This is a genomic window from Arthrobacter sp. ATA002, from assembly GCF_026898095.1.
Classification (GTDB): domain Bacteria; phylum Actinomycetota; class Actinomycetes; order Actinomycetales; family Micrococcaceae; genus Arthrobacter_B.
On the sequence record NZ_CP114015.1, the window covers coordinates 3,523,276 to 3,544,484 of the forward strand.

A 21,209-nucleotide genomic window follows, 5' to 3' on the forward strand; every position below is an offset into this window, starting at 1 on the left:
TACCGTCCGCGCAGGGAGATGCAATGGCTACGAACAAGTCCACCGTGACCGCCGATAAGAAACCGGCGGCCCGTACCGCCGATCCGGCCGCACCGGACCAAAACGGTGCGGCACCGCAGCCCGGAGAGTCCAAGCAAATTACCGTCTCTCCGAATTTCACGAACGAACTGGATGAGCTGCACGAGCTGAAGGTCAAGTCCAGGAAAATCAAGGAAAAGGCCGGCGACGACGCCTGGCGGCACAACTACCCCTACGACACCAAGCTTTCCCGGCGCAGCTACGAAAAGCAGAAGCGCGCCCTCCAGATTGAGCTCCTCAAAATGCAGCTCTGGGTCAAGGAAACCGAACAGAAGATGCTGATCATTTTCGAAGGCCGCGACGCCGCCGGCAAGGGCGGTGCCATCAAGCGCTTCAACGAACACCTCAACCCCCGCGGCGCCGAATCGTGGCCCTGGAAAAACCGACCGACAGCGAGCGCACCCAGTGGTACTTTCAGCGTTACGTGGCCAAACTTCCCAGCGGGGGAGAAATCGTCATGATGGACCGCTCCTGGTACAACCGGGCAGGGGTGGAACGCGTGATGGGATACTGCACTCCGGCCCAGTACCTGGAATTCATGCGCGAAGTGCCCGAACTGGAACGGATGCTGGTGAACTCGGGAGTACGGCTCACTAAGCTGTGGTTCTCAGTGGGACGGGCCGAGCAGGCGGCCCGGTTCGCTGCCCGGGACACGGATCCGGTGAAACAGTGGAAGCTCTCCCCCACCGACCTGGCGAGCCTGGACAAATGGGATGACTACACCGAGGCCAAGGAAGCCATGTTCTTTTACACGGATACCGGTGACGCTCCGTGGACCGTGGTGAAGTCCAACGACAAGAAACGTGCCCGGCTTGAAGCCATGCGCCAGGTCCTGCACTCGGTGGATTACCCCAATAAGGACACCTCGGTGGCCCACGCACCGGACCCGTTGATTGTGGGACCGGCCGCAAGCCACTTCGAGGAAGACGAAGCACCCAGGGGCCGGTTCCCGGTCGTGAAGCCGAAGGGCTGACCCGCCCGGACTGGGCCAATCCGGAAGTTGCTCCGGCGGCGGGCCGCATCCCGGTGTGATCAACGACTTCTGTTAGTCCACGCACCAGCACCGGTAAAATTAAGAGAAGAGACAGCAGCGTGCACCATTGGAACTTCCGGCGGTCCGTTCTGCTGCGGGCCTTTCCCTGCCATTGAGCTGCCCGGCGAATCACCGGTCTTCGCCGGGGATCCGTATGAAAGTTAGGAGCCCTTGAACCTCACCACCACCCTGCACCGCATTGACTATGGCGAGCCTTCGGAGCACGGCGCAACGACCTACATCCTGCACACTGCCGCCGGAGCGTTTCGCACCGAGCCGGACAACATGCGGCCCCGTGCCCTCGCCCTCGCCGTGCCGGTCAGCTCCAATCTTCCGGCCCGTCCGCGCCTCACGCTGGTCCTCAACGATGAGCGAAGCGTGGTGGACTGGCAACCTGCCGCGGTTGATCAGCAGGAACCCGATGAAGTGTCGCTGGACGGAGTGGAGTGGGACGGACACTTCGGCCTGGCCGTGGACTACTACGACACCGCCGCCGCCGCGGCGGCCGCTCCGGACACCCGCTGGTCAGTCGTCCGCGGCGGCGCCGGCCGCAGCTTCCTGATCGCCCCCACCGCCGACTACGCCGCGGCTTTCCGCGTGGCCCGCAATCACAATCTCTCCGACGACTACCGTGCCGATACGTTCGACGACCGGTACATAGTGATCCAAGCTGCCCTCGCGGAGTGGGCCTGCTACGCCGCCGAAGGTCCACGGGAGGAGACGCAGACCACGCCATTGTGATCTGCGTTGCCTACGATGCTAGCGAGAATCGCGGCGCTTTGCAGGAACTGACCGCCGCCCCGGAGGGTCCGGGACCGTCAGGGAACCCGGTCCCGGAAGTGTCGGACCTGCGTGAGACGATAAAAACATGCCTTCCTCCCCGCCTCTGATCGACGTCACGGACATCATCCGCGTTGTCGGCGGTGCAGCCTTCCAGCGCGGCCAGACGTATGCCAAGGGCGGCGCCGTGGACGCGATGGAGTGGGATCCGCAGGCCGAAGTGCTCCGGGCCAAAGTCCGCGGGCACTCCTCGGTGCCTTACCGCATCATGCTGCAGCTGGGCGAAAAACGTCAGGGTGATTACCGGCTGCTGGACAACCATTGCAGCTGCCCGGTGGGGTTCGACTGCAAGCATGTTGCCGCCGTCGCGCTCCAGAGCAACACCGACCATTTGGTGTCGCGGCAGGAATTCATCCGCCCGGGCGCTGCGGGACAGGCCGCCGTACCCGCTTGGCAGGAATCCCTGCAAACCCTTATTGATGCCGATCTGGACGCCCTGACCGGTACGACGCCCGCGGCCGCCACCCCGCTGGCCCTGCAGTTTGAGGTGCGGACCTCCGACGCCGGGATGACCTCGCGCTGGGGCGCCCCGGCTCCCCGCAGCGCGCACCGGGCTACGTCCTTCCGGCTCGGTGTCCGCCCGGTGGTCCGCAATACCAAGGGCAACTGGGTCAAAAACAATCTGGCCTGGAGCAACATCGCCTACCAGACCTACGGAATGAAACTGGATCCAGAGCAGCACCGCTGGTTCTCCCAGTTCCCGGCGCTGCACCGGTCCAACGGCGTGAGCTATTTTGGCCAGAACGATTCCTGGCTGTACCTGGACGACTTCGCAAACCCGCTCCTGTGGCAGCTGCTGGAGGATGCACGCCGCATCGGTGTGGAGTTTGTCGGGACCAAAAAGGACATCAGCGTCCACATCGGCCGGCAGGCGGCACTGTCGCTCGACGTCCGGGCCGCAGAACCGGGCGCTTCCGCTCCGCTCCACTTGGTGCCGGTACTGGAAATCGACGGGCAGCCGTTCCCCACCGACGCTGCCGGACTAATCTCCGGACACGGCATCTATGTCCGCAGCCCCGAAAACGTCATCACCGTGGCACCCACCGCCCGGCCGCTGACCGATCAGGACAAGGGCCTGCTGCTCAAGGGCGCGCCGGTGATGATTCCGGAAGAGGACACCCCGGTCTTCCTGGAAAAGTTCTACCCCAAGCTCCGCCAGGTGCTGCCGGTAACCAGCAGCGACAGCTCCGTGGAGTTTCCCGAGATTTCCCCGCCCCTGCTGGTCCTTACGGCCTCCTTCCAGCCCGACGATGCACTTTTCCTCGACTGGGAATGGGAGTACCGGCAGGGCATGGACATCACGCGGATCGCGCTGGGTACCCGGGCGGATCCTGCGGCCGGTTACCGCGACGTGGTCGCCGAGGCGGACCTGCTCACCGCCGTCGGCAAGGTCCTCGGATCGGTGCCCCGCAGCCGCGCCTATTCCGGGATCGACACCGCGGAGTTCACCGAGTACCTGCTGCCCAAAATCGAAAAAGTCGACGGCGTCCGGGTGGACGTCATCGGTGAGCGTCCCGACTACCGCGAACTGACCAGCGTTCCGGAGCTTCGCATCACCACCGTGGAGACTGAGCGGCGGGACTGGTTCGATCTCGGCATCATGATCACCGTGGACGGACGGCTGGTGCCCTTTGCCGACGTTTTCAAGGCCCTGTCCCTGGGCAAGACCAAGATCCTGCTGCCGGACCGCACCTACCTGTCTTTGGACCGCCCCGAATTCGCCCAGTTGCACGCGCTGCTGGAAGAGGCCGAAGGGCTGCAGGAGTGGGAAACCGGCGAAATGACCATCAGCCGGTATCAGGCCGGCCTGTGGTCGGAGCTGGAGGAACTCGCCGAAGAGACCGAACAGGCCGCAGCTTGGCGGGCCTCGGTGACGGGGTTGCTGGAACTGGAGTCCATGGACCCGGTTCCGCTGCCCGCGGGGCTCAAGGCCGAACTTCGCCCCTATCAGGCCGAGGGGTTCAACTGGCTGGCCTTTCTCTGGCAGCACGGGCTCGGCGGAATCCTGGCCGACGACATGGGACTGGGCAAGACGCTGCAGACGCTGGCCCTGCTGGCCCACGCCCGCGAAGCTGCCGCCGCCCAGCCTGCAGCGGCACCCGGCGGGGGCAACGGCGTAGGCGGGGGCGATGGGGCCCCCGCAGCCCGCCGCCCGTTCCTGGTTGTGGCCCCCACCTCCGTGGTGCCCAACTGGCTTTCGGAAGCGGCCCGTTTCACTCCCGGACTGCGGACCGTCGCCATCCCTGACACCACCGCCAAATCCAAGGTGCCGCTGGCCGAGTTGACAGCGGACGCCGATATCGTGGTCACCTCGTATGCGGTGTTCCGGCTGGACTTTGCCGCATACCGCGCCCTGGATTGGGACGGGCTGATCCTGGACGAGGCGCAGTTCGTGAAGAACCGCACCACCCGGGCCCATCAGTGCGCCCGGGATCTTCCGGCCCCGTTCAAGCTGGCCATAACCGGCACCCCCATGGAAAACAACCTGCTGGAACTGTGGAGCCTGTTTGCCATCGTGGCGCCGGGCTGTTTCCCTCGGCCCGGAAGTTCATTGAGGAGTACCAGCGGCCCATCGAACGCGGCGAAGACGCCAAGCTGCTGGCCCGGATGCGCCGCCGGATCCGTCCCCTGCTGATGCGCCGCACCAAGGAAGCCGTCGCCAAGGACCTGCCGGAGAAGCAGGAACAGGTCCTGGAGGTGGAGCTGAGCCCGAAGCACCGCAAGATTTACGAAACACATCTGCAGCGCGAACGCCAAAAGCTGATGGGCCTGATCCAGGACATGGACCGAAACCGGATGATCGTGTTCCGGTCCCTGACCCTGCTGCGGATGCTGAGCCTTGATGCTTCCCTGGTGGACGACGACTATGCCGGGGTGCCCTCAGCCAAGCTGGATGCGCTCTTTGAGCAGCTTGAAGACGTCACGGCCGAGGGGCACCGGGCCCTGATCTTCAGCCAGTTCACTTCGTTCCTGAAGAAGGCCGCCGAGCGGCTGGACGCGGCCGGCATCCCCTATGCCTACCTGGACGGTTCCACCAAAGACCGCGGCGCCGTGATCGGCTCCTTCAAGGACGGCCAGGCCCCGGTGTTCCTGATCAGCCTCAAGGCCGGCGGTTTCGGCCTGAACCTGACCGAGGCCGACTATGTGTTCCTGCTTGACCCCTGGTGGAATCCCGCCGCCGAGTCACAGGCAGTGGACCGCACGCACCGCATCGGGCAAACCCGCAGCGTCATGGTTTACCGGATGGTGGCGCGCGGAACCATCGAGGAGAAGGTCATGGCCCTGAAGGAACAGAAGGCCAAGCTTTTCACTTCGGTGATGGACGACGACGCCGTGTTCAGTTCCGCGCTGACCGCCGACGACATCCGGGCCCTGCTGGACTGACCGGCAGGGGCTGGCTGACCGGCAGGGGCAATCCGCAGCCCGGCGCGGGTATGAATTTCGGCACGGGAGCGCCCTGCCGGAGCCCTAAGAATTCGCGCTGTTGCAGGGCATAACCGGCGTTCTTCCGCCCATGGTGCTGCCGCCGGAGCTACTAATCTGGAAAAGGTCAACACTGTGCCCTCCCCGGGTTCCGGCGTCACCTACGAGAAGGATTATGTACACCCAGGATTCAACCCTCGTACGTCCACATGACGCGATCACGAAGGATGAAGACGATCTCGTGCATGTGTTCTGCACACCCTGCAAGCGCCGGGCAATGCACCATGCACAGCGCCCCACACCGTACTGCGGAAAGACCATGCCCAACCGTCCGCTGCGCGAGGACGACGGCCGGCTGCCGGTCTGCATTGTGTGCCTGGATCTGGCCAGATCCGGGCCATGCCCGCGCTGCGGGATGCAGGCGCGGCTCTAGCGTTCCCCTCAAGCCCTGACGAGCCATTCCTTGAAGCCGGTTTGATTTGTACAGTGGGGTGATGGCTACTGACGAACGCCCCATTGGATTCTGGCTCAAACTCGTGGACCAACTGGTAGATGACCAGTTTGGAGCCAGCTTTGAAGAACACGGCGTTACCCGAAGGCAGTGGCAGATGATGAATCTGCTGACTGACGGCCCCGCTTCTGAAAAGCAGCTGACTGACGGACTGAAGCCTTTCTTTCCGGTTGTTGAGTCCGGCACCTCGGTGGAACTGATCGAAGAACTGCGGGAAAGCGGCTGGGTCGCCCTGGAAGCGGGCGAGTACCAGCTCACCGATTTAGGGCGCCGCAGCCTGGAGAACCTCCGCGGGGCTGTCGAGCGGATCCGCGAGCAGCTCACCGAGAATGTGTCCGACGATGAGTACACCGCCCTCGTAGCCGTACTGCAGCGCATGGCGACCAATTTGGGATGGGACGAGACCCAGGACAAACCGGTTTCACCCTGAGAGCGTTTCGGTCTGGACGTTTAGACCTGAGAGCAGTTCATCCTGGACCCCACTCCTTGTTATAATGGCCGCATGTCAGTCACGAGCATCATGAGCGGCCATATGTCCGCCCTGGAAGGGACGGTGGGCCGGCAGGCCTGCAGAGCAGCTTTCCTGCCACCGCTCGCCTAGTCCTTCCCGCATCCTTCACGAGCACGCGCCTTTTCAGGTGCGTGTAGTTGTGGTGCCTGCAGGCATGCGAGCCGACACTTCATGTCCTCATTCCTGCTCATCAAAAGGCACTCTTTTCATGCAACCCCTGACAGAATCAGCAATCCGTCGTTCCTTCATCAATGCCAGCCGCTCCGAGACGGCGGCCCTGAACCTGCCGCAGAACTTCGAAACCATCAACTGGGACCACCTCGACCAACTTGGCTGGCGGGACCACAAGATGCCCAAGCGCGGATATCTGCTGGCACCTTTCGAAGGGTCAATTGTCGGCGTCCTGCTCCGGGCACCGGACACATCCGGCCCCAAAAACCGCCGGGTCATGTGCGCCCTGTGCCAGGACGTCATGTCCAAGGATGAGGTATTCCTCTACGTCGCGCGGCGGGCAGGAGCCTCAGGACGGAACGGCAACTCCGTAGGCACGCTCATTCATGCCGATTTCATTTGTTCACAGAGTGTCCGCGCCGAAGTGACGCCCACTCCCATCCATCCCGATCCCGAGGTAGTCATCAAGGAACGGATTGACGGCCTGCAGTTCCGGACGGAGCAGTTTATCCGCCAGGTCCTAGCCCAGTAGGCAGTCATCGGCAGTGAGGATTTGAACCTTTGATCCGGCGGCTCGCAGGAGCCGCCGGATCACCCGGATCGATAGCCCTCGTCCACAATCACAGATCGGGAAGGCAACGTTATCCCCGTTGGGTTTGGGCCAGCAGCTGCTCAAACGGCAGCGACGCCATGGGATCCGGCCGGGTCGGCCGCTGCAGGTCCCCGGAGGGCTGGAGAGATGAGAAGGCTGATCACCTAGCAGCGCCACGAGTTCGGAAGCTGCCCGGCGCACTCGGGAATCCAGGGTGGCTGCTTCGGCGTCACCGGCTCCCCAGTCCCCGGGCGCCGCGTACACGGCCGTGGGCGTGGCCCTGGCGCGCAGATAGCTGAACATGGGCCGAAGCGCGTAGTCGAGGACCATCGAGTGCCGGGAGCTGCCGCCGGTTGCTCCCAGGATGACCGGTTTGCCGTCCAGCGACGTGCGGTCAATCACGTCGAAGAAGGACTTGAAGAGTCCGCTCATGGACGCAGTGAACACCGGAGTTACCGCAATCAGGGCATCGGCGCTGACAACTTCCGAGATCAGTGCCTCCAGTTTCGGAGGCGCGTAGCCGGCCACCATGGTGTTGGCGATGTCGACGGCATACTCCCGCAGCTCAAAAGTGCTGACCTCCACTGACTCCCCCGCGGCATCAAAGGCTGCGCGTGCTTCCGCGCCGATGAGATCCGCCAGCATGCGGCTCGACGATGGGACGCCCAACCCTGCTGAAACTACTACGATTCTGCGATCCGTCATCACGCCAACCTCCTGAATTTTCATGCGTATGCATATAAATAATCACCGGTGTGCCCGGTTTATTCCCGCTGGACACCGCCGGGAAACAGCCGGCATGGAAATCGCCGATATCGTTAATGCGTCCGTCATCCTGACCGCGGCCAGCGCTGCCGGGCATCTCTACGAGCCCACATCCGAGGGGTCTGCGAGTGATCAGCCGACCCGCAGCCACCCCGGCGGGCCCTGCCTTCAACGAATTAGTGAGTTAGATCTGTGAGTGAAACAACCCAGCGCCGCGTAAATGTGGCTGCACTGATGACGGCGCTGCTGGCCGCCTGTACGGCATTCCAACTGAACGCTTCCATGCTTTCCCCGCCCTGGTCACTATTGAGGAAGAGCTCAACACCACTGCCCCGGCGGTGGCCATGACCCAGACGGCGTTCTTTACCTCAGCTGCCCTCTTCTCCCTGTTCCTGCCGCGCCTTGGCGACATCATTGGCCGTAAGAAGGTCCTCGGCGGCATGCTCGTGGTCCTGACCCTTGGTTCCGTGCTGGCCGCGCTGGCGCCGGGCGTCGAAGTACTGTTCATTGCCCGCCTGATCCAGGGCGTTTCGGGGCCCACCGTCGCGTTGTCGCTGATCATGCTGCGCGTGGAGATCCGCGATCCACGCCTGCTCGGCACGCTGATGGGTGTGATCGCTGCCGTCAACGGCGGCATTGCCGGCGTGGACGCCATTGCCGGGGGCTACCTGGCCCAGAACCACGGTTTCGCCTCGGTCTTCTGGGTCATGGCCCTCGTTGGTGTTGTTGCCTCTGCCCTGCTGATCCTGCTGGCATCCGAATCCACGGCGGCGAAGAAGGAAAAGATGGACTGGGTGGGCGTTGTTCCCCTGGTCATCTCCGTGGGCACCCTGCTCACCGCCTTCAACGAGGCCGGCAAACTGGGCGCTGCGAACTGGCTCCTGGTGGCCGGACTGATCGTCATTGCCGTCGTCGCCTTCGTCGTCTTTTGGAAGGTGGAGAACCGCAGCGACCACCCGCTGGTGGCCACGCACCTGCTCAAGCAGCGCTCCACCTGGGCGCTGCTCCTGAGCACCGTGCTGACCATGACCGGCGTCTTTGCCGTCATGAACGGCATCCTTCCCGCCCTGGCGCAGGACAGCACCGTTGGCTTTGGCATGGGGGCCGATGAGTCCGCTTGGTGGACGATCACCCCGTACGCCATCGCCGGCCTGATCATCGGCCCCTTCGCGGGCCGCCTGGCCGGCACCTGGGGCTACGGCAAAGTGCTCAGGATTGGCACGATTGGTTCCGTCATCGCCCTGGCACTGATGCTTCCGGTGGTCGGCAGCGACTCCCGGCTGGGTCTGCTGGCCGTTTCAGTGCTGGTGGGCATCACCTATGCCGGTATTGGAAACGTCATGCTCAGCGGCTTGGGGGTAATGCTCTCGCCCAAGGAGAACCCCGGTTTCCTGCCCGGCCTGAACGCGGGAGCGTTCAACCTGGGCGCCGGCCTCAGCTTTGCCGTGATCTATGCCGCCAAAACGGCCGCCGCCGGCCCGGACGGTTCCGGCGCCGGCGGTTACTACGGGGGCATCATTGCCGGCGTGATCATTCTGGGCCTGGCCCTGGCCGTGTCTTTTCTGATTCCGAAGCCGGAGGGTGAAACCGCGGCAGCACCGGCCGGGGCCCCGCCCGGGCCGACGCCGAATCCGCCCTGCGCTGATGCCGCTGGCTTAGGCTGATCCCATGAGTGAGCAGCCTAAGCCCGCACCGCCGTCGTTCCTTGCCCCCGTCCCGCTCGGCGGAGCAAACGTGATCCTCGAGCCGCTGTCTCATGATCACGTCCCCGGACTGGCCGAGGCAGTGAAAGACGGTGAGCTCTGGAACACCTGGTACACCCGGATCCCGGCGCCGGACGGCATGGCCGACGACGTCGAGGCCCGGCTGGCGCGGCAGGCCGCCGGTTCCACGGTGCCCTGGGCCATCCGGCGCACCGACACCGGAGCACTGTGCGGCATGACCACTTACCTGAACGTCCGTCCCGGGGACCGCAGGCTGGAGATCGGTTCCACCTGGCTCGCTGCCAGTGCCCAGCGGACATCCATCAACACCGAGGCCAAGCTGCTGCTCACGCGGGCGTTCGAGGACCTGGACTGCATCGCCGTGGAATTCCGCACCCACTGGCACAACCACCAGTCACGCGCGGCCATCGCGCGGCTCGGCGCCAAGCAGGACGGTGTCCTGCGCAACCATGACATCTGGAAAGACGGAACACTCCGCGACGTTGTCGTCTTCTCGGTCATCGCCGGCGAATGGCCCACTGTCAGGCTCGCGCTGTCGTCGCGGCTCGCCCGTAAGTAGGCGGTCCCGGGCGAAGAAATCCCGCCGCTGCGCAAACCGCTGCGCAAAGATTAAGCGCCGTTTCCGCCGGATGCAAGTCAGGAAGGGCACCACCTGAGCCCGGCAGCAACAGCGCGAAATATGAAGCGAAAATCGTCGCTATCTTTAATTTAGTGCCCGCCCTTCAGGGGCCCGTGCCGCCCGTCGAACCGTTGTCCGGCCCCCCGCCTGATCCCGTTTTGCTGCGTGCTGCACTACGTCGCGGCCCGGACCGTGCCGCATGCTGCGACGGCGGACCGGACGGCCGGAACGGGGCACTGCACTAACGGGATTTACGGGTCCCTTAGCTAGAACCTCAACGAAGCGGAGATGTAATGCCCACCAAAATCATCCTGGACTGCGATCCCGGTCATGATGATGCGGTCGCCCTGCTGCTGGCACACGGCAGCCCGGAGATCGACCTTCTGGCGGTGACCACCGTCGTCGGAAACCAGACGCTGGAAAAGGTGACCCGCAATGCGCTGGCAATTGCCCGTGTCGCAAATATCACAAACGTTCCCTTCGCTGCAGGCAGCCCGCGCCCGCTGGTCCGGACCATCGAAAATGCTCCGGACATCCACGGCGAATCCGGCATGGACGGCCCCGAACTGCCTGAACCCGCCATCGAGTTGGACCCCCGTCACGCCGTCGACCTGATCATCGACACCGTGATGACTCATGAACCCGGAACCGTCACGCTGGTCCCCACCGGCGGGCTGACCAACATTGCGCTGGCCGTCCGCAAGGAACCGCGCATCGCCGAGCGGGTGAAGGAAGTCGTGCTCATGGGCGGCGGCTACCACGTGGGCAACTGGTCGGCAGTGGCCGAATTCAACATCAAAATCGACCCCGAAGCCGCACACATCGTTTTCAACGAGAAGTGGCCGCTGACCATGGTCGGTCTGGACCTCACCCACCAGGCACTGGCCACTGACGAGGTAGCCGACCGCATCGCCGCGGTCGGAACGAAGCCGGCCAAATTCGTCGGAGAGTTGCTCGAGTTCTTCGGCCACGCCTACAAGGACGCGCAGGGCTTCGACTTTCCCCCGGTCCACGACCCGTGCGCCGTCGCCTACGTCATCGACCGCTCGGTCATGACCACACAGCGTGTGCCGCTGGATGTGGAGCTGACCGGTTCCCTGACCCTGGGCATGACGGTGGCGGACTTCCGCGCGCCGGCCCCCGCTGACTGCAACACCTCCGTGGCAATCGATCTGGACCACCAGAAGTTCTGGGACCTGATCGTGGATGCCCTGGAACGAATTGGTGAGGTTGACCTGTGACTGAAACAACCCAGCGCCGCGTAAACGTGGGCGTCCTGATGACCGCCCTGCTCGCCGCCTGTGTCGCGTTCCAGCTGAACGCTTCCATGCTCTCCCCCGCCCTGGTTACCATCGAAGAGGAACTGAACACCACCTCGGCGGCGGTCGGCCTGACCCAGACGGCGTTCTTCACCTCCGCGGCACTCTTCTCCCTGTTCCTGCCCCGGCTCGGTGACATCATCGGCCGCAAAAAGGTCCTCGGCGGCATGCTCGTGGTCCTGACCCTTGGTTCCGTGGTCGCTGCCCTGGCCCCGAGCGTCGAAGTACTGTTCATTGCCCGCCTGATCCAGGGCGTTTCGGGGCCCGTGGTCCCGCTGGCACTAATCATGCTGCGCGTGGAAATTCGCGAACCGAAGCTTTACGGCACCCTGATGGGCGTCATCACCGCCGTCAACGGCGGCATTGCCGGCGTTGACGCCATTGCCGGGGGCTACCTGGCGCAGAACCACGGTTTCGCCTCGATCTTCTGGACCATGGCAGTGGTGGGCGCCATCGCCTCCGCCCTGCTGATCTTCCTGGCCCCGGAGTCCACCGCGGAGAAGAAGGAAAAGATGGACTGGGTGGGCGTTGTTCCCCTGGTCATCTCCGTGGGAACCCTGCTCACCGCCTTCAACGAGGCCGGCAAACTGGCCGCCTCCAACTGGCCCCTGGTCACCGGACTGATCGTCATTGCCGTCATCGCCTTCACCGTGTTCTGGAAGGTGGAGAACCGCAGCGACCACCCGCTGGTGGCCACGCACCTGCTCAAGCAGCGCTCCACCTGGGCGCTGCTGCTCACCACACTGCTGACCATGACCGGCGTCTTTGCCGTCATAAACGGCATCATTCCCGCCCTGGCGCAGGACGGCGTCGTCGGCTTCGGTCTCGGCGCCGAAGCCTCCGCATGGTGGACGCTCACCCCCTACGCCCTTGCCGGGCTGCTGGTCGGACCGTTCGCGGGCCGCCTGGCAGCAACCTGGGGCTACGGCAAGGTGCTGCGGATCGGCATGATCGGTTCCGTGATCGCGCTGGCGCTCATGCTCCTGGTGGTCGGCACGGATTCCAAGCTGGGCCTGCTGGGCGTTTCGCTGCTGGTGGGCATCACCTATGCCGGTATTGGCAACATCATGCTCAACGGCCTGGGCATCGTGCTCTCCCCCAAGGAGAACCCCGGCTTCCTGCCGGGCCTGAACGCGGGAGCGTTCAACCTCGGCGCCGGGCTGAGTTTCGCGGTCATCTATGCAGTGAAGACCGCGACCACCACGGCGGACGGGTCCGGCACGGAAGGCTACTACGGCGGTATCATTGCGGGTCTGGTTATTCTCGGCCTGGCACTTGCTTCGTCCTTCCTGATCCCCAAGCCTGTCGACGCTGAAGTAGCAGCCGACGCCGGCGCACGCTGATCCCCCACCAAGGAGAACCCCGAATGACCGCCGGAAAAGTTGTAGTTGTTGGCTCGCTCAACGCTGACCTGACTGTCCGCACGGACCGTTTCCCGTCCCCGGGAGAAACGCTCAACGGCTCGGAACTGGTGATTGTCCCGGGCGGCAAGAGCGCCAACCAGGCAGCCGCGGCGGCCATCCTGGGTGCGGACGTGCGCCTCTTCGGAGCTGTTGGCGCCGACGGCCACGGGGATCTGCTGCTGAAGGCGGCGGCCGATGCCGGGGTGGACGCATCACGGGTTCTCCGCCGCCCGGACACGGCAACCGGCACTGCCATGATCGTCGTGGACGCGGCCGGCGAGAACACCATCATCGTCTCCCCGGGTGCCAACGGCACCGTCACCGGCGGTGACCTCCCGGCGGATCTGTTTGATGGCGCCGCCGTACTCTGCCTGAGCCTGGAGGTCCCGCTGGACGCGGTGACAGCTGCGGCGCAGGCAGGACACGACGCCGGTGCAACGGTTCTGCTGAACCTCTCGCCCTACCGCGAGGTCCCGGCCGAGCTGCTGGCGCTGACCGATGTCCTCCTGGTCAACGCCCACGAGGCAGCGCAGGTCTCCGGCCTGGCCGATCCTGCCGCGGACTGGGAAGCCGTCATCGGTGCCTTCGCCCGGCTGGGCATCCACCGCGCCATCATCACCCTCGGCGGGGACGGCGCCGTCGTGCTGGATGGAACGGCTGCGGGCGCGGACCGGATCGTTGCTGCAGCGCCCACCCGCGTGACGGCAGTGGACACCACCGGCTGCGGAGACGCCTTCACTGCGGCAACCGCTGCCCGGCTGGCCGCCGGCGATTCGCTGCCCGCTGCTGCCGGATTCGCTGCCCGGGCCGGCGCGCTGGCCGCGACGCTCCCGGGCGCGCAGTCCTCGTACACGGCGCTGCTGGGGCTCGGCGCCGAGGCGTAACTCCCACCGGGGCCGGTGGTTCGGGAATGCTCCCGAGCCACCGGCCCCGGTTCAGTCTCAGGGACCAGATTGTTTACCCGAAACGGGTCAAACCCCCTCTTAGTACGGAGCCGAAAGCGCCGGCAACGAACTAGGCTGGCTGCAGTTGCGGCAAACCTGCTGCACGTAGCCGGCTTTGAGGGGAAAGCATGTCTGAGCAAGCGCCGCAGGAAAACAATTACAACTACAACGCCTACACCGGGGGCCAGAGCGCTCCGGCGCCTGTTGCCAGTCCGGAGCGTCCCAAACAGGTCAACATCTCCTTTTGGCTGCTCATAGCCTGCCTGGTCCTTTCAGTGCTGACGGTGCCGCTGGGCATTGCCGGCCTCAACTCCGCGGAGGGCCGGGAGACGCTGGAGAACCAGCTGCAGCAGCAGAACCCGGGCAACCTCACCGTGGACGACGTCATTTCGGCCAGTACGGCTTTCCTGGTGATCGTGGCCGTCCTCAATGTGGCAGTCACCCTCCTGGTGGCGTTCTTCATCCGTAAGGGACACAACTGGGCGCGGATCCTGCTGACCGTGTTCACCGTACTTTCGCTGCTGGCCCTGGTGGTCCCGGGTGGGCTGACACCGCTGGGCATCGCGGGCATGGTCCTGCTGCTGGCCGCTACCGTACTGCTGTACATCACTCCGGCGCCGGAGTTCTTCAAGGCGATGAAGCAGTACCGGATCAGCAGGAAATTCGGCCAGGCCTACTAGTCACTGACAGCTGGCCCGTTTGGTGTCCGCTGGAGGCGGCGTCTCCCCGTGAGGGAGGCGCCGTCTTTTGCATCACTCCGGCGGTGGCGCGTGCTGCTAGGCTCTGCCGGCATGGACGAAAAACTGGGGGAATTCCTGAGCAGCTTCAACCGCGCCGTTGAGCTGGCGCAGGCTCACCGGAACGAAACTTCGACGCAGAAGCGGCTATTGGAGGTGCTCTCCTCCCACCTCGACATGTCCGCGGCGGAGCTCCCGATCCTGGCCCAGGACTTTCCGGTCCATCGTTTCGCGGACCTGGACATCGCCGTCGAGAAGATCTCCGGGCAGGACCCGCAGGCACGGCTGATAGGCGTGGGAGGCGGACAGCAGCGTCACCACCAATCCCTCTCGGACCTTGTGCAGCAGGAGTACGGTCCGGTGACCGTGGGCCAACCTGATTTCGTCAACCTAGCCGTCGGTCCGGACAACACCCGCGAAGTGCTGGCACTGGGACTGCGGCTCTTTGCTTACGAAGGGGTCCCCCTAGCGGTGCTGCAGCGCGGCGCCAACCCGCAGTATGGACGCAACGGGACCGATATTGCCGTGCTTGCTCCGGAGCGGGAAGCCGCGGCCCGGTTCCTCGCGACGGTGCAGGAGGATCTGCGGACCAACAGCATTCTGCGCGGACAGGTGGTGTCCTTCGCCTTTGACCCGTACGGCCAGCAGAGTGCCGGCGTCACCTTCCTGCCCCGCCCCTCGCTGCCTGCAGACGAGGTGATCCTGCCCGACGGCGTGCTGGGCCGGGTGGGCCGGCATGTCCTGGGCATCGCCGCCAACCGGGAGGTGCTCCGCGAACACGGGCAGCACCTCAAGCGCGGCGTCCTGCTCTACGGCCCGCCCGGCACCGGCAAAACCCATACCGTCCGCCATCTGCTCAGCGCCAGCGAGGGCACGACGGCGGTGCTGCTGTCCGGGAGTTCGCTGCACGCGGTGGGCGAAGCGGCCCGTCTGGCCCGTGCCATGGCGCCGTCCATGGTGATCTTGGAGGACATCGACCTGGTGGCTGAGGACCGGAACATGGGCAACGGCCCCCAGCCCCTGCTCTTTGAAGTCCTCGATGCCCTGGACGGGCTGGATGCGGACGCCGACGTCGTCTTCCTCATGACCACCAACCGGGCGGAAGCCCTGGAACGCGCGCTCGTGCAGCGGCCCGGGCGGGTGGACCTCGCCGTCGAAATTCCGCTGCCCGCTGCCCGATGCCGGAAACCGGGTGCGGCTGCTGGAGCTCTACGCGCCGCCCGGAGTCTTTTCCGAGGTTGCCCTGCAGTCCGCCGCGGAGCAGTCCGAGGGCGCCACTGCGTCTTTCGCGCGGGAGCTGGTGCGGCGGGCAGTACTGGGCGCCGTGGATGCCGGCGAGCAGCCCGGTGACGGGCATTTGGCGGCCGCCGTTCAGGAACTCATGGGCCAGGGGGAGGCGTTGACCCGGAGCCTGCTTGGTGCCGGCGGAGGGGATTCCGGCGGAGGCGATTCGAACGATCCCGAACTGTTGCCGGACGGGCAGGAACCCCAACCCGGGGGCAGCACGGGATACAGCTTTGGCCGGGTCGGCCAGGGCGGAGCCCGATACGTCCCGCTGCCGCGGGTCACATGATGGCTAACGCCCCGCGGCCCGGCCGGCTGACCGCCCGCTGAACAGGCAGCCGCCCAGGAATGTTCCTTCCAGGGAGCGGTAACCGTGCATCCCGCCGCCGCCGAACCCTGCGGCTTCGCCGGCGGCAAACAGGCCCGGCACCGGTTCACTCCCGGCACCCAGCACCCGGGAGTCCAGATCCGTTTCCAGCCCGCCCAGGGTTTTGCGGGTCAGGACCGACAATCGAACCGCGATCAGCGGCCCGTCCTTGGGATCCAGGATTGGACGTGGTGCAGCGGTGCGGATCAGCCGGTCGCCCAGGTAGCTGCGGGCACCGCGGATGGCCGTGACCTGGCTGTCCTTACTGAAGGGGTTGACGATTTCCCGGTCCCGGGCGACCAGTTCTTCGCGCACGGCCGCCGCCGCCAGCACCGGAGCCCGCCCCTCGGTGGAGGCCTTCGCCAGGGCATTCATGCCGGCCACCAGTTCCTCCACGGAACCGGCCGTAATGAAGTCCTCGCCGTGATCCAGGAACTGCTGCACCGGGCCGGGAATGCCGGCCGTCGCCCGGCCCAGGACATCCCGCACCGACTTTCCGGTCAGGTCCGGATTCTGCTCCGAACCGGAGAGGGCAAACTCCTTGCGGATGATCGCCTTGTTGAGGATAAACCAGCTGTAGTCCTGCCCGGTGGTGCGCAGGTGCTCCAGCGTCCCGAGCGTGTCAAAGCCGGGAAACAGCGGTACCGGAAGCCGGTTCCCGGCCGCATCCAGCCACAGCGACGACGGCCCGGGCAGGATCCGGATCCCGTGGTTGGGCCAGACCGGGTTCCAGTTCCGAATGCCCTCCACGTAGTGCCACATGCGGTCCGGGTTGATGACGCGTCCGCCGGCGGCTGCGCTGGCCGCGATGCCGTGTCCGTCCACGTGTCCGGGCACGCCGCTGAGCATGATGGGCGGCGGGCTGCCCAGCCGGTCCGGCCAGGCGGCGCGCACCAGTTCGTGATTGCCGCCAATACCTCCGGTGGTCACGACGACGGCGCCGGCCGAGAACTCGAACTCCCCTGCCGGGGTGCGGCTGGCCGGAGTGCCGCGGGCCGCCGTCGTTGGCTCCAGCACGGCGCCGCGGACTCCCGTGACGACGCCGTTGGTCACCGTCAGTTCTTCCATGCGGTGCCGGAAGGCCAGTCGGACCGCGCCGCGTGCGGCGCCGTCGCGCACCTTGACTTCGAACGGTGCCGTTACGCCCGGTCCTGTTCCCCAGGTGATGTGGAAACGGGGGACCGAGTTTCCGGGACCGGTGGCACCGTAGCCGCCGCGCTCGGCCCAGCCGACAACGGGAAAAATGCGGTGCCCCATGCCGTGCAGCCAGGACCGTTTCTCGCCGGCAGCGAAGTGAACGTAGGCCTCGGCCCAGCGGCGCGGCCAGTAGTCCTCGGGCCGGTCAAAACCGGCGGTGCCCAGCCAGTCCTGCCACGCCAGCTCCACGGAGTCCTTGATCCGCAGCCTGCGCTGCTCGGGGCTGTTCACGAGGAACAGTCCGCCGAAGGACCACCAGGCCTGCCCGCCCATGCCGGCCCCGCCTTCCTGCTCCACCAGAATGACGGTGCGGCCGGCATCGATCAGCTCTGCGGTGGCCACCAGCCCCGCCAGGCCGGCTCCTACGACAATGACGTCTGCGTCTGTGGTTGGCTGCATTCGGATCACGCTACCGGCAGCCCTGCCCGCTGGCCAGGGAAGATGTCCGCTGCGGCAGCGGTGCCCGGGCCCGCCTCTTTCCGTTCGCGGCGTTCACATGACGGCAGCCCCTTTCTGCGGGGCATGGCACTTCCTAGACTGGGCTTATAGCTGCTCAGCCGCAGAGAACCATTAGGGAGAACGGGCTTCGATGCGCAGAGCCGGCGTCCGCCTCGATCTGACTGGAGAAAAACCATGACTGAGAAGGAAACCCCCGCAGCCAATGACGACAAGAACCGGGTCCACAACGAGGCCCCCTCGGAGGGTGACACCTCGCAGCCGCCCGCCTCGGACCGCATGCACACCCAGGAAGCGGCCGAGGGAGATGACGCGGACGGGAACACATAGCCGGCAACTGACGAGCTGACGAGCTGACGAACGGCAGCAAAAAGGCCTTGGGTTTCGTTGGGAAACCCAAGGCCTTTTTGGCAGCCCGCTTCGTCGGTAGATGCGTTAGGAAGCCCGCGCCTTTCCTTCGTTCCGGCGGGCGTCTCCGACCACATCGGCGTCGGAACTTTGGTCAACCACCGGCCCCGTCCCGGCAATCTCCCGCAGCAGCTCGATACCCGCAACTGCCTCCTGCTTTGTAGGGAACATCGCCGAGACCGCCATCAAGGCGCCGTCGCCGGAAATGAGCTTGATCCGGAATGCGCCGTCATGAGCGTCGACCAGCTTGAAGTAGCCCGACATCTCTTACCTCCTTGTAAGGGGTACCACTCGTGCCCTTAATAGTAAGCCAGCTTAGGGGTGGTGGAACCCCCGGTGGACAAATCACCTAGGTTCGGTTTCGGGAGCCTTCCCCGACACCGGCGGACCCTCCTCCCGGCGCAGCGGTCAGGGCGTGCAGGATCTGTTCCGGGGTCGCCGGCTGGGACGTGAGCAGCGCCGCGAGGATGCGTGCCTGCGGCGGCTTCAGGTCTCCGGAGGGAATGGCTCCGGCACGAACCAGGTCCATTCCTCCCCGGCTCCGTAGGCGGGAACGACGGGACCTTCGGGCACCCGCGAACTCAGGACCACGAAACATCCGGCGCGCACGGCATCCTGCACCGCCTCAACGAAACCGGGGCCGGCGTTGCCGGAGCCCGTTCCGGCCAGGACAACCGCATCGCTTCCGGCGTGGACGGCGAAGGACAACAGCTCGGTTCCGGTGCCCGGGGAGCAGTCGATGATCTCCACCCGTGTGGTGTCAAAGTCCCCGGTGGGCATGGCCACCGGAGCCGGGCGCAGCGGCCGGGCGGTCACGTGCAGTGTATCGCCGATAAAGTGCGCCACTTCGATGCCGCCGGCAAAGGGGTCCGCTGCCACGGTGCTGGCCTTGTGCAGCCCGCGGACCGAACGGACGGCGCCGGCAAAGGACACCAGCACGCCCGCATCCCGCAGCTCCGGCGCGGCCGCAGCCTCCACGGCTTCCTCGAGGTTGGACGGCCCGTCCGCAGCGGAACTGTCAAGGGGCCGCACTGAACCGGTGAAGACCACGGGCTTCGGGGACGCGTGCACCAGGTCCAGCAGGAAGGCCGTCTCTTCCATGGTGTCCGTTCCGTGTGTGATGACGACGCCGTCAACAGTTGTGTCCGCGAGCGCATTGCGGGCGGCCTGCGCAATGGTCCGCAGGTCGGAAAACTGCAGCCGGTAACTTTCGCTGACCATGATGTCCCGCACGCTCACTGTGTGCCGGCGCGGGAGGGTGCGGATCAGCTCTTCGGCGCGTGCCGACGCTGCCAGTCCTCCGGCCGCGGTTCGGCGGGACGCGATGGTGCCCCCGGTACCCAAAATTCGAATCGATGCCACTGGCCGACCCTTCACGTGTTTTACCTGTCTAGCCAACCTAGGACGCATGCCATGCCGGTGCCTAGGGGCAGACGCGGTACCGGCACCTGGGCACCGGCATCCCAATGCTCCCTGCCTAGACTGGGAGCATGGCCGATACCGTCAGTGCTGAACAGCGCAGCCGGAATATGTCCCGGATCCGAAGCACAAACACCAAACCGGAACTTCTGGTCCGGCGCCTTCTCCACGCGGCCGGATACCGCTTCCGGTTACACGGCGCGGCCGGCAGGAGACTCCTGCCCGGAAAGCCCGATCTGGTTTTCGCATCACGCCGGAAGGTCATCTTCGTCAACGGCTGTTTCTGGCACCTGCACACGTGTCCGGCCGGCCGGAGGGCCCCGCAGACCAACAGTGCCTTCTGGGCGGAGAAACGCAGCCGGACCGCGCAGCGCGATGCCGCGGCGGTTCACGCCCTGTCCGCGGACGGCTGGGAGTCGCTCACTGTCTGGGAGTGCGAACTTCAGGACCGCGCCCGGCTGGAGAGCCGGCTCACCGGCTTCCTGGGACCCCGCAGCGGGCCTAACCGCCCGCAGGCGGCAGTGCCGCAGGAATAGACTCGAACACCTGAGCACTCAACGAAAGGAACACATAATGACCGGCAGCACGGTGAAGCGCGGCGTACTTTTCGACGTCGACGGGACCCTGGTGGACTCAAACTATCTGCACGCCGTCGCCTGGTGGCAGGCCTTCCGCCGCCAGGACCACGACGTTCCCATGTCAGCCATCCACCGGGCCATCGGCATGGGCGGCGACAAACTCGTGGAGCACCTGCTGGGCGGGGACCGGGACGCGGAGCAGGATGAAAAACTGGATGCCACCCACGGCGCCATCTTTTCCACCTGGTGGCCGTCCCTGCGTTCCTTTGACGGCGCCCGCGACCTCCTGCTGGCCTGCGCCGGCCAGGACCTGACCGTAGTCCTCGCATCATCCGCGTCCGAGGCGGAGCTGAAGGTTCTGCGCACAGTGATCGACGCAGACCCGGCCATCAGTGCAGCAACCAGTTCAGCGGACGCCGAACAGTCGAAACCGGCGCCGGACATCCTGCAGGCGGCCCTGGATTCCTCCGGGCTCGCGGCTGAGGACAGCGTTTTTGTTGGCGACTCGGTCTGGGACGTAAAGGCAGCCGCCGCTCTGGGCATTCCCACCATTGGCCTTCTGTGCGGCGGTACCAGCGAAGCTGAGCTGCGCGACGCCGGCGCCGAGGAAATCTGGAACAACCCCCGCGAGCTGTTTGAACGCCTGGGCGACTCCCTGCTGGGAAGGCTGTCAGCTGCCGCATAGGGCCTGCCTCCCGGCGGCGGTGTGATTGACACCACCGCGATTCTATACAAGGGTAGGCGCAGCGGAAGACGCTTTCCAAGGCTCGGTCGACGAATGAGGGAAAGCGCCTTCCAGATTCCGGCAGCAATGAAGCGCCCTACCCTTG

The 21,209-nt window shown here is 65.4% G+C and carries 19 protein-coding genes and 2 pseudogenes; 16 read left to right on the forward strand and 5 right to left on the reverse strand.

Annotation, left to right across the window (positions count from 1 at the left end; genetic code table 11):
- Positions 1-23 precede the first annotated feature (23 nt).
- The 6 genes and pseudogenes from ppk2 to OL239_RS17385 all read left to right on the forward strand — a co-directional run bounded on the left by ppk2 (position 24) and on the right by OL239_RS17385 (position 7,099).
- A pseudogene (gene ppk2, locus OL239_RS17355) lies at positions 24-1,051 on the forward strand (polyphosphate kinase 2).
- Positions 1,052-1,282: 231 nt separating this feature from the next.
- Positions 1,283-1,852, forward strand: a complete 570-nt coding sequence (locus OL239_RS17360; RefSeq protein ID WP_268909942.1) for a hypothetical protein — start codon at positions 1,283-1,285, stop codon at positions 1,850-1,852.
- A gap of 240 nt (positions 1,853-2,092) precedes the next feature.
- Positions 2,093-5,335, forward strand: a pseudogene (locus OL239_RS17365) (DEAD/DEAH box helicase).
- 214 nt (positions 5,336-5,549) lie between these two features.
- Positions 5,550-5,807: a hypothetical protein gene (locus OL239_RS17375; RefSeq protein WP_268909943.1), complete on the forward strand. Its 258-nt coding sequence runs from the start codon at positions 5,550-5,552 to the stop codon at positions 5,805-5,807.
- A gap of 61 nt (positions 5,808-5,868) precedes the next feature.
- Positions 5,869-6,315, forward strand: coding sequence for a MarR family winged helix-turn-helix transcriptional regulator (locus tag OL239_RS17380; protein WP_268909944.1), 447 nt, complete (start codon positions 5,869-5,871; stop codon positions 6,313-6,315).
- Positions 6,316-6,604: 289 nt separating this feature from the next.
- Entirely contained in the window at positions 6,605-7,099 is a 495-nt protein-coding gene (locus OL239_RS17385; protein WP_268909945.1) for an FBP domain-containing protein, read from the forward strand.
- Here the strand turns inward: OL239_RS17385 and OL239_RS17390 are convergent.
- On the reverse strand, positions 7,088-7,864 hold the full coding sequence (locus OL239_RS17390) for an FMN reductase (protein WP_329609281.1): 777 nt from the start codon (positions 7,862-7,864) through the stop codon (positions 7,088-7,090). The two genes, OL239_RS17385 and OL239_RS17390, sit on opposite strands and share 12 nt — an antisense overlap.
- Positions 7,865-8,262: 398 nt before the next feature.
- On the opposite strand from OL239_RS17390, the gene uriT (OL239_RS17395) reads away from it, so the two are divergent.
- The 7 genes from uriT (OL239_RS17395) (at position 8,263) to OL239_RS17425 (ending at position 16,020) form a co-directional block, all read left to right on the forward strand.
- Positions 8,263-9,588: a uridine transporter UriT gene (uriT, locus tag OL239_RS17395; RefSeq protein WP_329609282.1), complete on the forward strand. Its 1,326-nt coding sequence runs from the start codon at positions 8,263-8,265 to the stop codon at positions 9,586-9,588.
- 4 nt (positions 9,589-9,592) lie between these two features.
- Positions 9,593-10,207, forward strand: a complete 615-nt coding sequence (locus OL239_RS17400; protein ID WP_268909946.1) for a GNAT family N-acetyltransferase — start codon at positions 9,593-9,595, stop codon at positions 10,205-10,207.
- A 353-nt stretch (positions 10,208-10,560) separates the two neighbouring features.
- Complete coding sequence (gene uriH, locus OL239_RS17405) at positions 10,561-11,508, forward strand: uridine-preferring nucleoside hydrolase UriH (RefSeq protein ID WP_268909947.1); 948 nt, start codon at positions 10,561-10,563, stop codon at positions 11,506-11,508.
- Positions 11,505-12,929, forward strand: coding sequence for a uridine transporter UriT (uriT, locus tag OL239_RS17410; RefSeq protein WP_268909948.1), 1,425 nt, complete (start codon positions 11,505-11,507; stop codon positions 12,927-12,929). The genes uriH and uriT (OL239_RS17410) overlap by 4 nt, the downstream gene beginning before the upstream one ends.
- A gap of 23 nt (positions 12,930-12,952) precedes the next feature.
- A complete protein-coding gene (locus OL239_RS17415; protein WP_268909949.1) occupies positions 12,953-13,873 on the forward strand; it encodes a ribokinase in 921 nt (306 codons plus the stop codon).
- Between the two features lie 188 nt (positions 13,874-14,061).
- On the forward strand, positions 14,062-14,613 hold the full coding sequence (locus OL239_RS17420; protein WP_268909950.1) for a hypothetical protein: 552 nt from the start codon (positions 14,062-14,064) through the stop codon (positions 14,611-14,613).
- 111 nt (positions 14,614-14,724) lie between these two features.
- On the forward strand, positions 14,725-16,020 hold the full coding sequence (locus tag OL239_RS17425) for an AAA family ATPase (protein WP_268909951.1): 1,296 nt from the start codon (positions 14,725-14,727) through the stop codon (positions 16,018-16,020).
- Positions 16,021-16,246: 226 nt separating this feature from the next.
- Here the strand turns inward: OL239_RS17425 and OL239_RS17430 are convergent, their stop codons facing one another.
- A complete protein-coding gene (locus OL239_RS17430; protein ID WP_268909952.1) occupies positions 16,247-17,917 on the reverse strand; it encodes an FAD-binding dehydrogenase in 1,671 nt (556 codons plus the stop codon).
- A 234-nt stretch (positions 17,918-18,151) separates the two neighbouring features.
- Here OL239_RS17430 and OL239_RS17435 point away from each other — a divergent pair, with 234 nt between their 5' ends.
- Positions 18,152-18,304, forward strand: coding sequence for a hypothetical protein (locus OL239_RS17435; RefSeq protein WP_268909953.1), 153 nt, complete (start codon positions 18,152-18,154; stop codon positions 18,302-18,304).
- Between the two features lie 105 nt (positions 18,305-18,409).
- On the opposite strand, the gene OL239_RS17440 is transcribed toward OL239_RS17435, so the two are convergent.
- The 3 genes from OL239_RS17440 to OL239_RS17450 all read right to left on the reverse strand — a co-directional run bounded on the left by OL239_RS17440 (position 18,410) and on the right by OL239_RS17450 (position 19,744).
- A complete protein-coding gene (locus OL239_RS17440) occupies positions 18,410-18,646 on the reverse strand; it encodes a YegP family protein (RefSeq protein ID WP_268909954.1) in 237 nt (78 codons plus the stop codon).
- Positions 18,647-18,731: 85 nt separating this feature from the next.
- Positions 18,732-18,911: a hypothetical protein gene (locus OL239_RS17445; protein ID WP_268909955.1), complete on the reverse strand. Its 180-nt coding sequence runs from the start codon at positions 18,909-18,911 to the stop codon at positions 18,732-18,734.
- The gene (locus tag OL239_RS17450; RefSeq protein ID WP_268909956.1) at positions 18,869-19,744 is read right to left on the reverse strand and encodes an asparaginase; all 876 of its coding nucleotides are present in this window, start codon (positions 19,742-19,744) and stop codon (positions 18,869-18,871) included. Before OL239_RS17450 ends, OL239_RS17445 begins: the two co-directional genes overlap by 43 nt.
- Positions 19,745-19,872: 128 nt before the next feature.
- Here OL239_RS17450 and OL239_RS17455 point away from each other — a divergent pair, with 128 nt between their 5' ends.
- Together OL239_RS17455 and OL239_RS17460 are read left to right on the forward strand one after the other, a co-directional pair.
- On the forward strand, positions 19,873-20,337 hold the full coding sequence (locus OL239_RS17455; RefSeq protein WP_268909957.1) for a very short patch repair endonuclease: 465 nt from the start codon (positions 19,873-19,875) through the stop codon (positions 20,335-20,337).
- Between the two features lie 37 nt (positions 20,338-20,374).
- Positions 20,375-21,064 (forward strand): HAD family hydrolase, encoded by a 690-nt coding sequence (locus tag OL239_RS17460; protein WP_268909958.1) that lies wholly within the window; start codon positions 20,375-20,377, stop codon positions 21,062-21,064.
- Positions 21,065-21,209: the final 145 nt, after the last annotated feature.

Bases quoted from the DNA above. Each gene is read 5' to 3' on its own strand.
- OL239_RS17390 (WP_329609281.1), bottom strand. From the start codon at position 7,864: ATGACGGATCGCAGAATCGTAGTAGTTTCAGCAGGGTTGGGCGTCCCA.
- OL239_RS17455 (WP_268909957.1), top strand. From the start codon at position 19,873: ATGGCCGATACCGTCAGTGCTGAACAGCGCAGCCGGAATATGTCCCGG.
- OL239_RS17385 (WP_268909945.1), top strand. From the start codon at position 6,605: ATGCAACCCCTGACAGAATCAGCAATCCGTCGTTCCTTCATCAATGCC.
- OL239_RS17375 (WP_268909943.1), top strand. From the start codon at position 5,550: ATGTACACCCAGGATTCAACCCTCGTACGTCCACATGACGCGATCACG.
- OL239_RS17430 (WP_268909952.1), bottom strand. From the start codon at position 17,917: ATGCAGCCAACCACAGACGCAGACGTCATTGTCGTAGGAGCCGGCCTG.
- OL239_RS17435 (WP_268909953.1), top strand. From the start codon at position 18,152: ATGACTGAGAAGGAAACCCCCGCAGCCAATGACGACAAGAACCGGGTC.
- uriH (WP_268909947.1), top strand. From the start codon at position 10,561: ATGCCCACCAAAATCATCCTGGACTGCGATCCCGGTCATGATGATGCG.
- OL239_RS17415 (WP_268909949.1), top strand. From the start codon at position 12,953: ATGACCGCCGGAAAAGTTGTAGTTGTTGGCTCGCTCAACGCTGACCTG.
- OL239_RS17420 (WP_268909950.1), top strand. From the start codon at position 14,062: ATGTCTGAGCAAGCGCCGCAGGAAAACAATTACAACTACAACGCCTAC.
- OL239_RS17440 (WP_268909954.1), bottom strand. From the start codon at position 18,646: ATGTCGGGCTACTTCAAGCTGGTCGACGCTCATGACGGCGCATTCCGG.
- OL239_RS17400 (WP_268909946.1), top strand. From the start codon at position 9,593: ATGAGTGAGCAGCCTAAGCCCGCACCGCCGTCGTTCCTTGCCCCCGTC.
- OL239_RS17460 (WP_268909958.1), top strand. From the start codon at position 20,375: ATGACCGGCAGCACGGTGAAGCGCGGCGTACTTTTCGACGTCGACGGG.
- OL239_RS17445 (WP_268909955.1), bottom strand. From the start codon at position 18,911: ATGGACCTGGTTCGTGCCGGAGCCATTCCCTCCGGAGACCTGAAGCCG.
- OL239_RS17380 (WP_268909944.1), top strand. From the start codon at position 5,869: ATGGCTACTGACGAACGCCCCATTGGATTCTGGCTCAAACTCGTGGAC.
- OL239_RS17425 (WP_268909951.1), top strand. From the start codon at position 14,725: ATGGACGAAAAACTGGGGGAATTCCTGAGCAGCTTCAACCGCGCCGTT.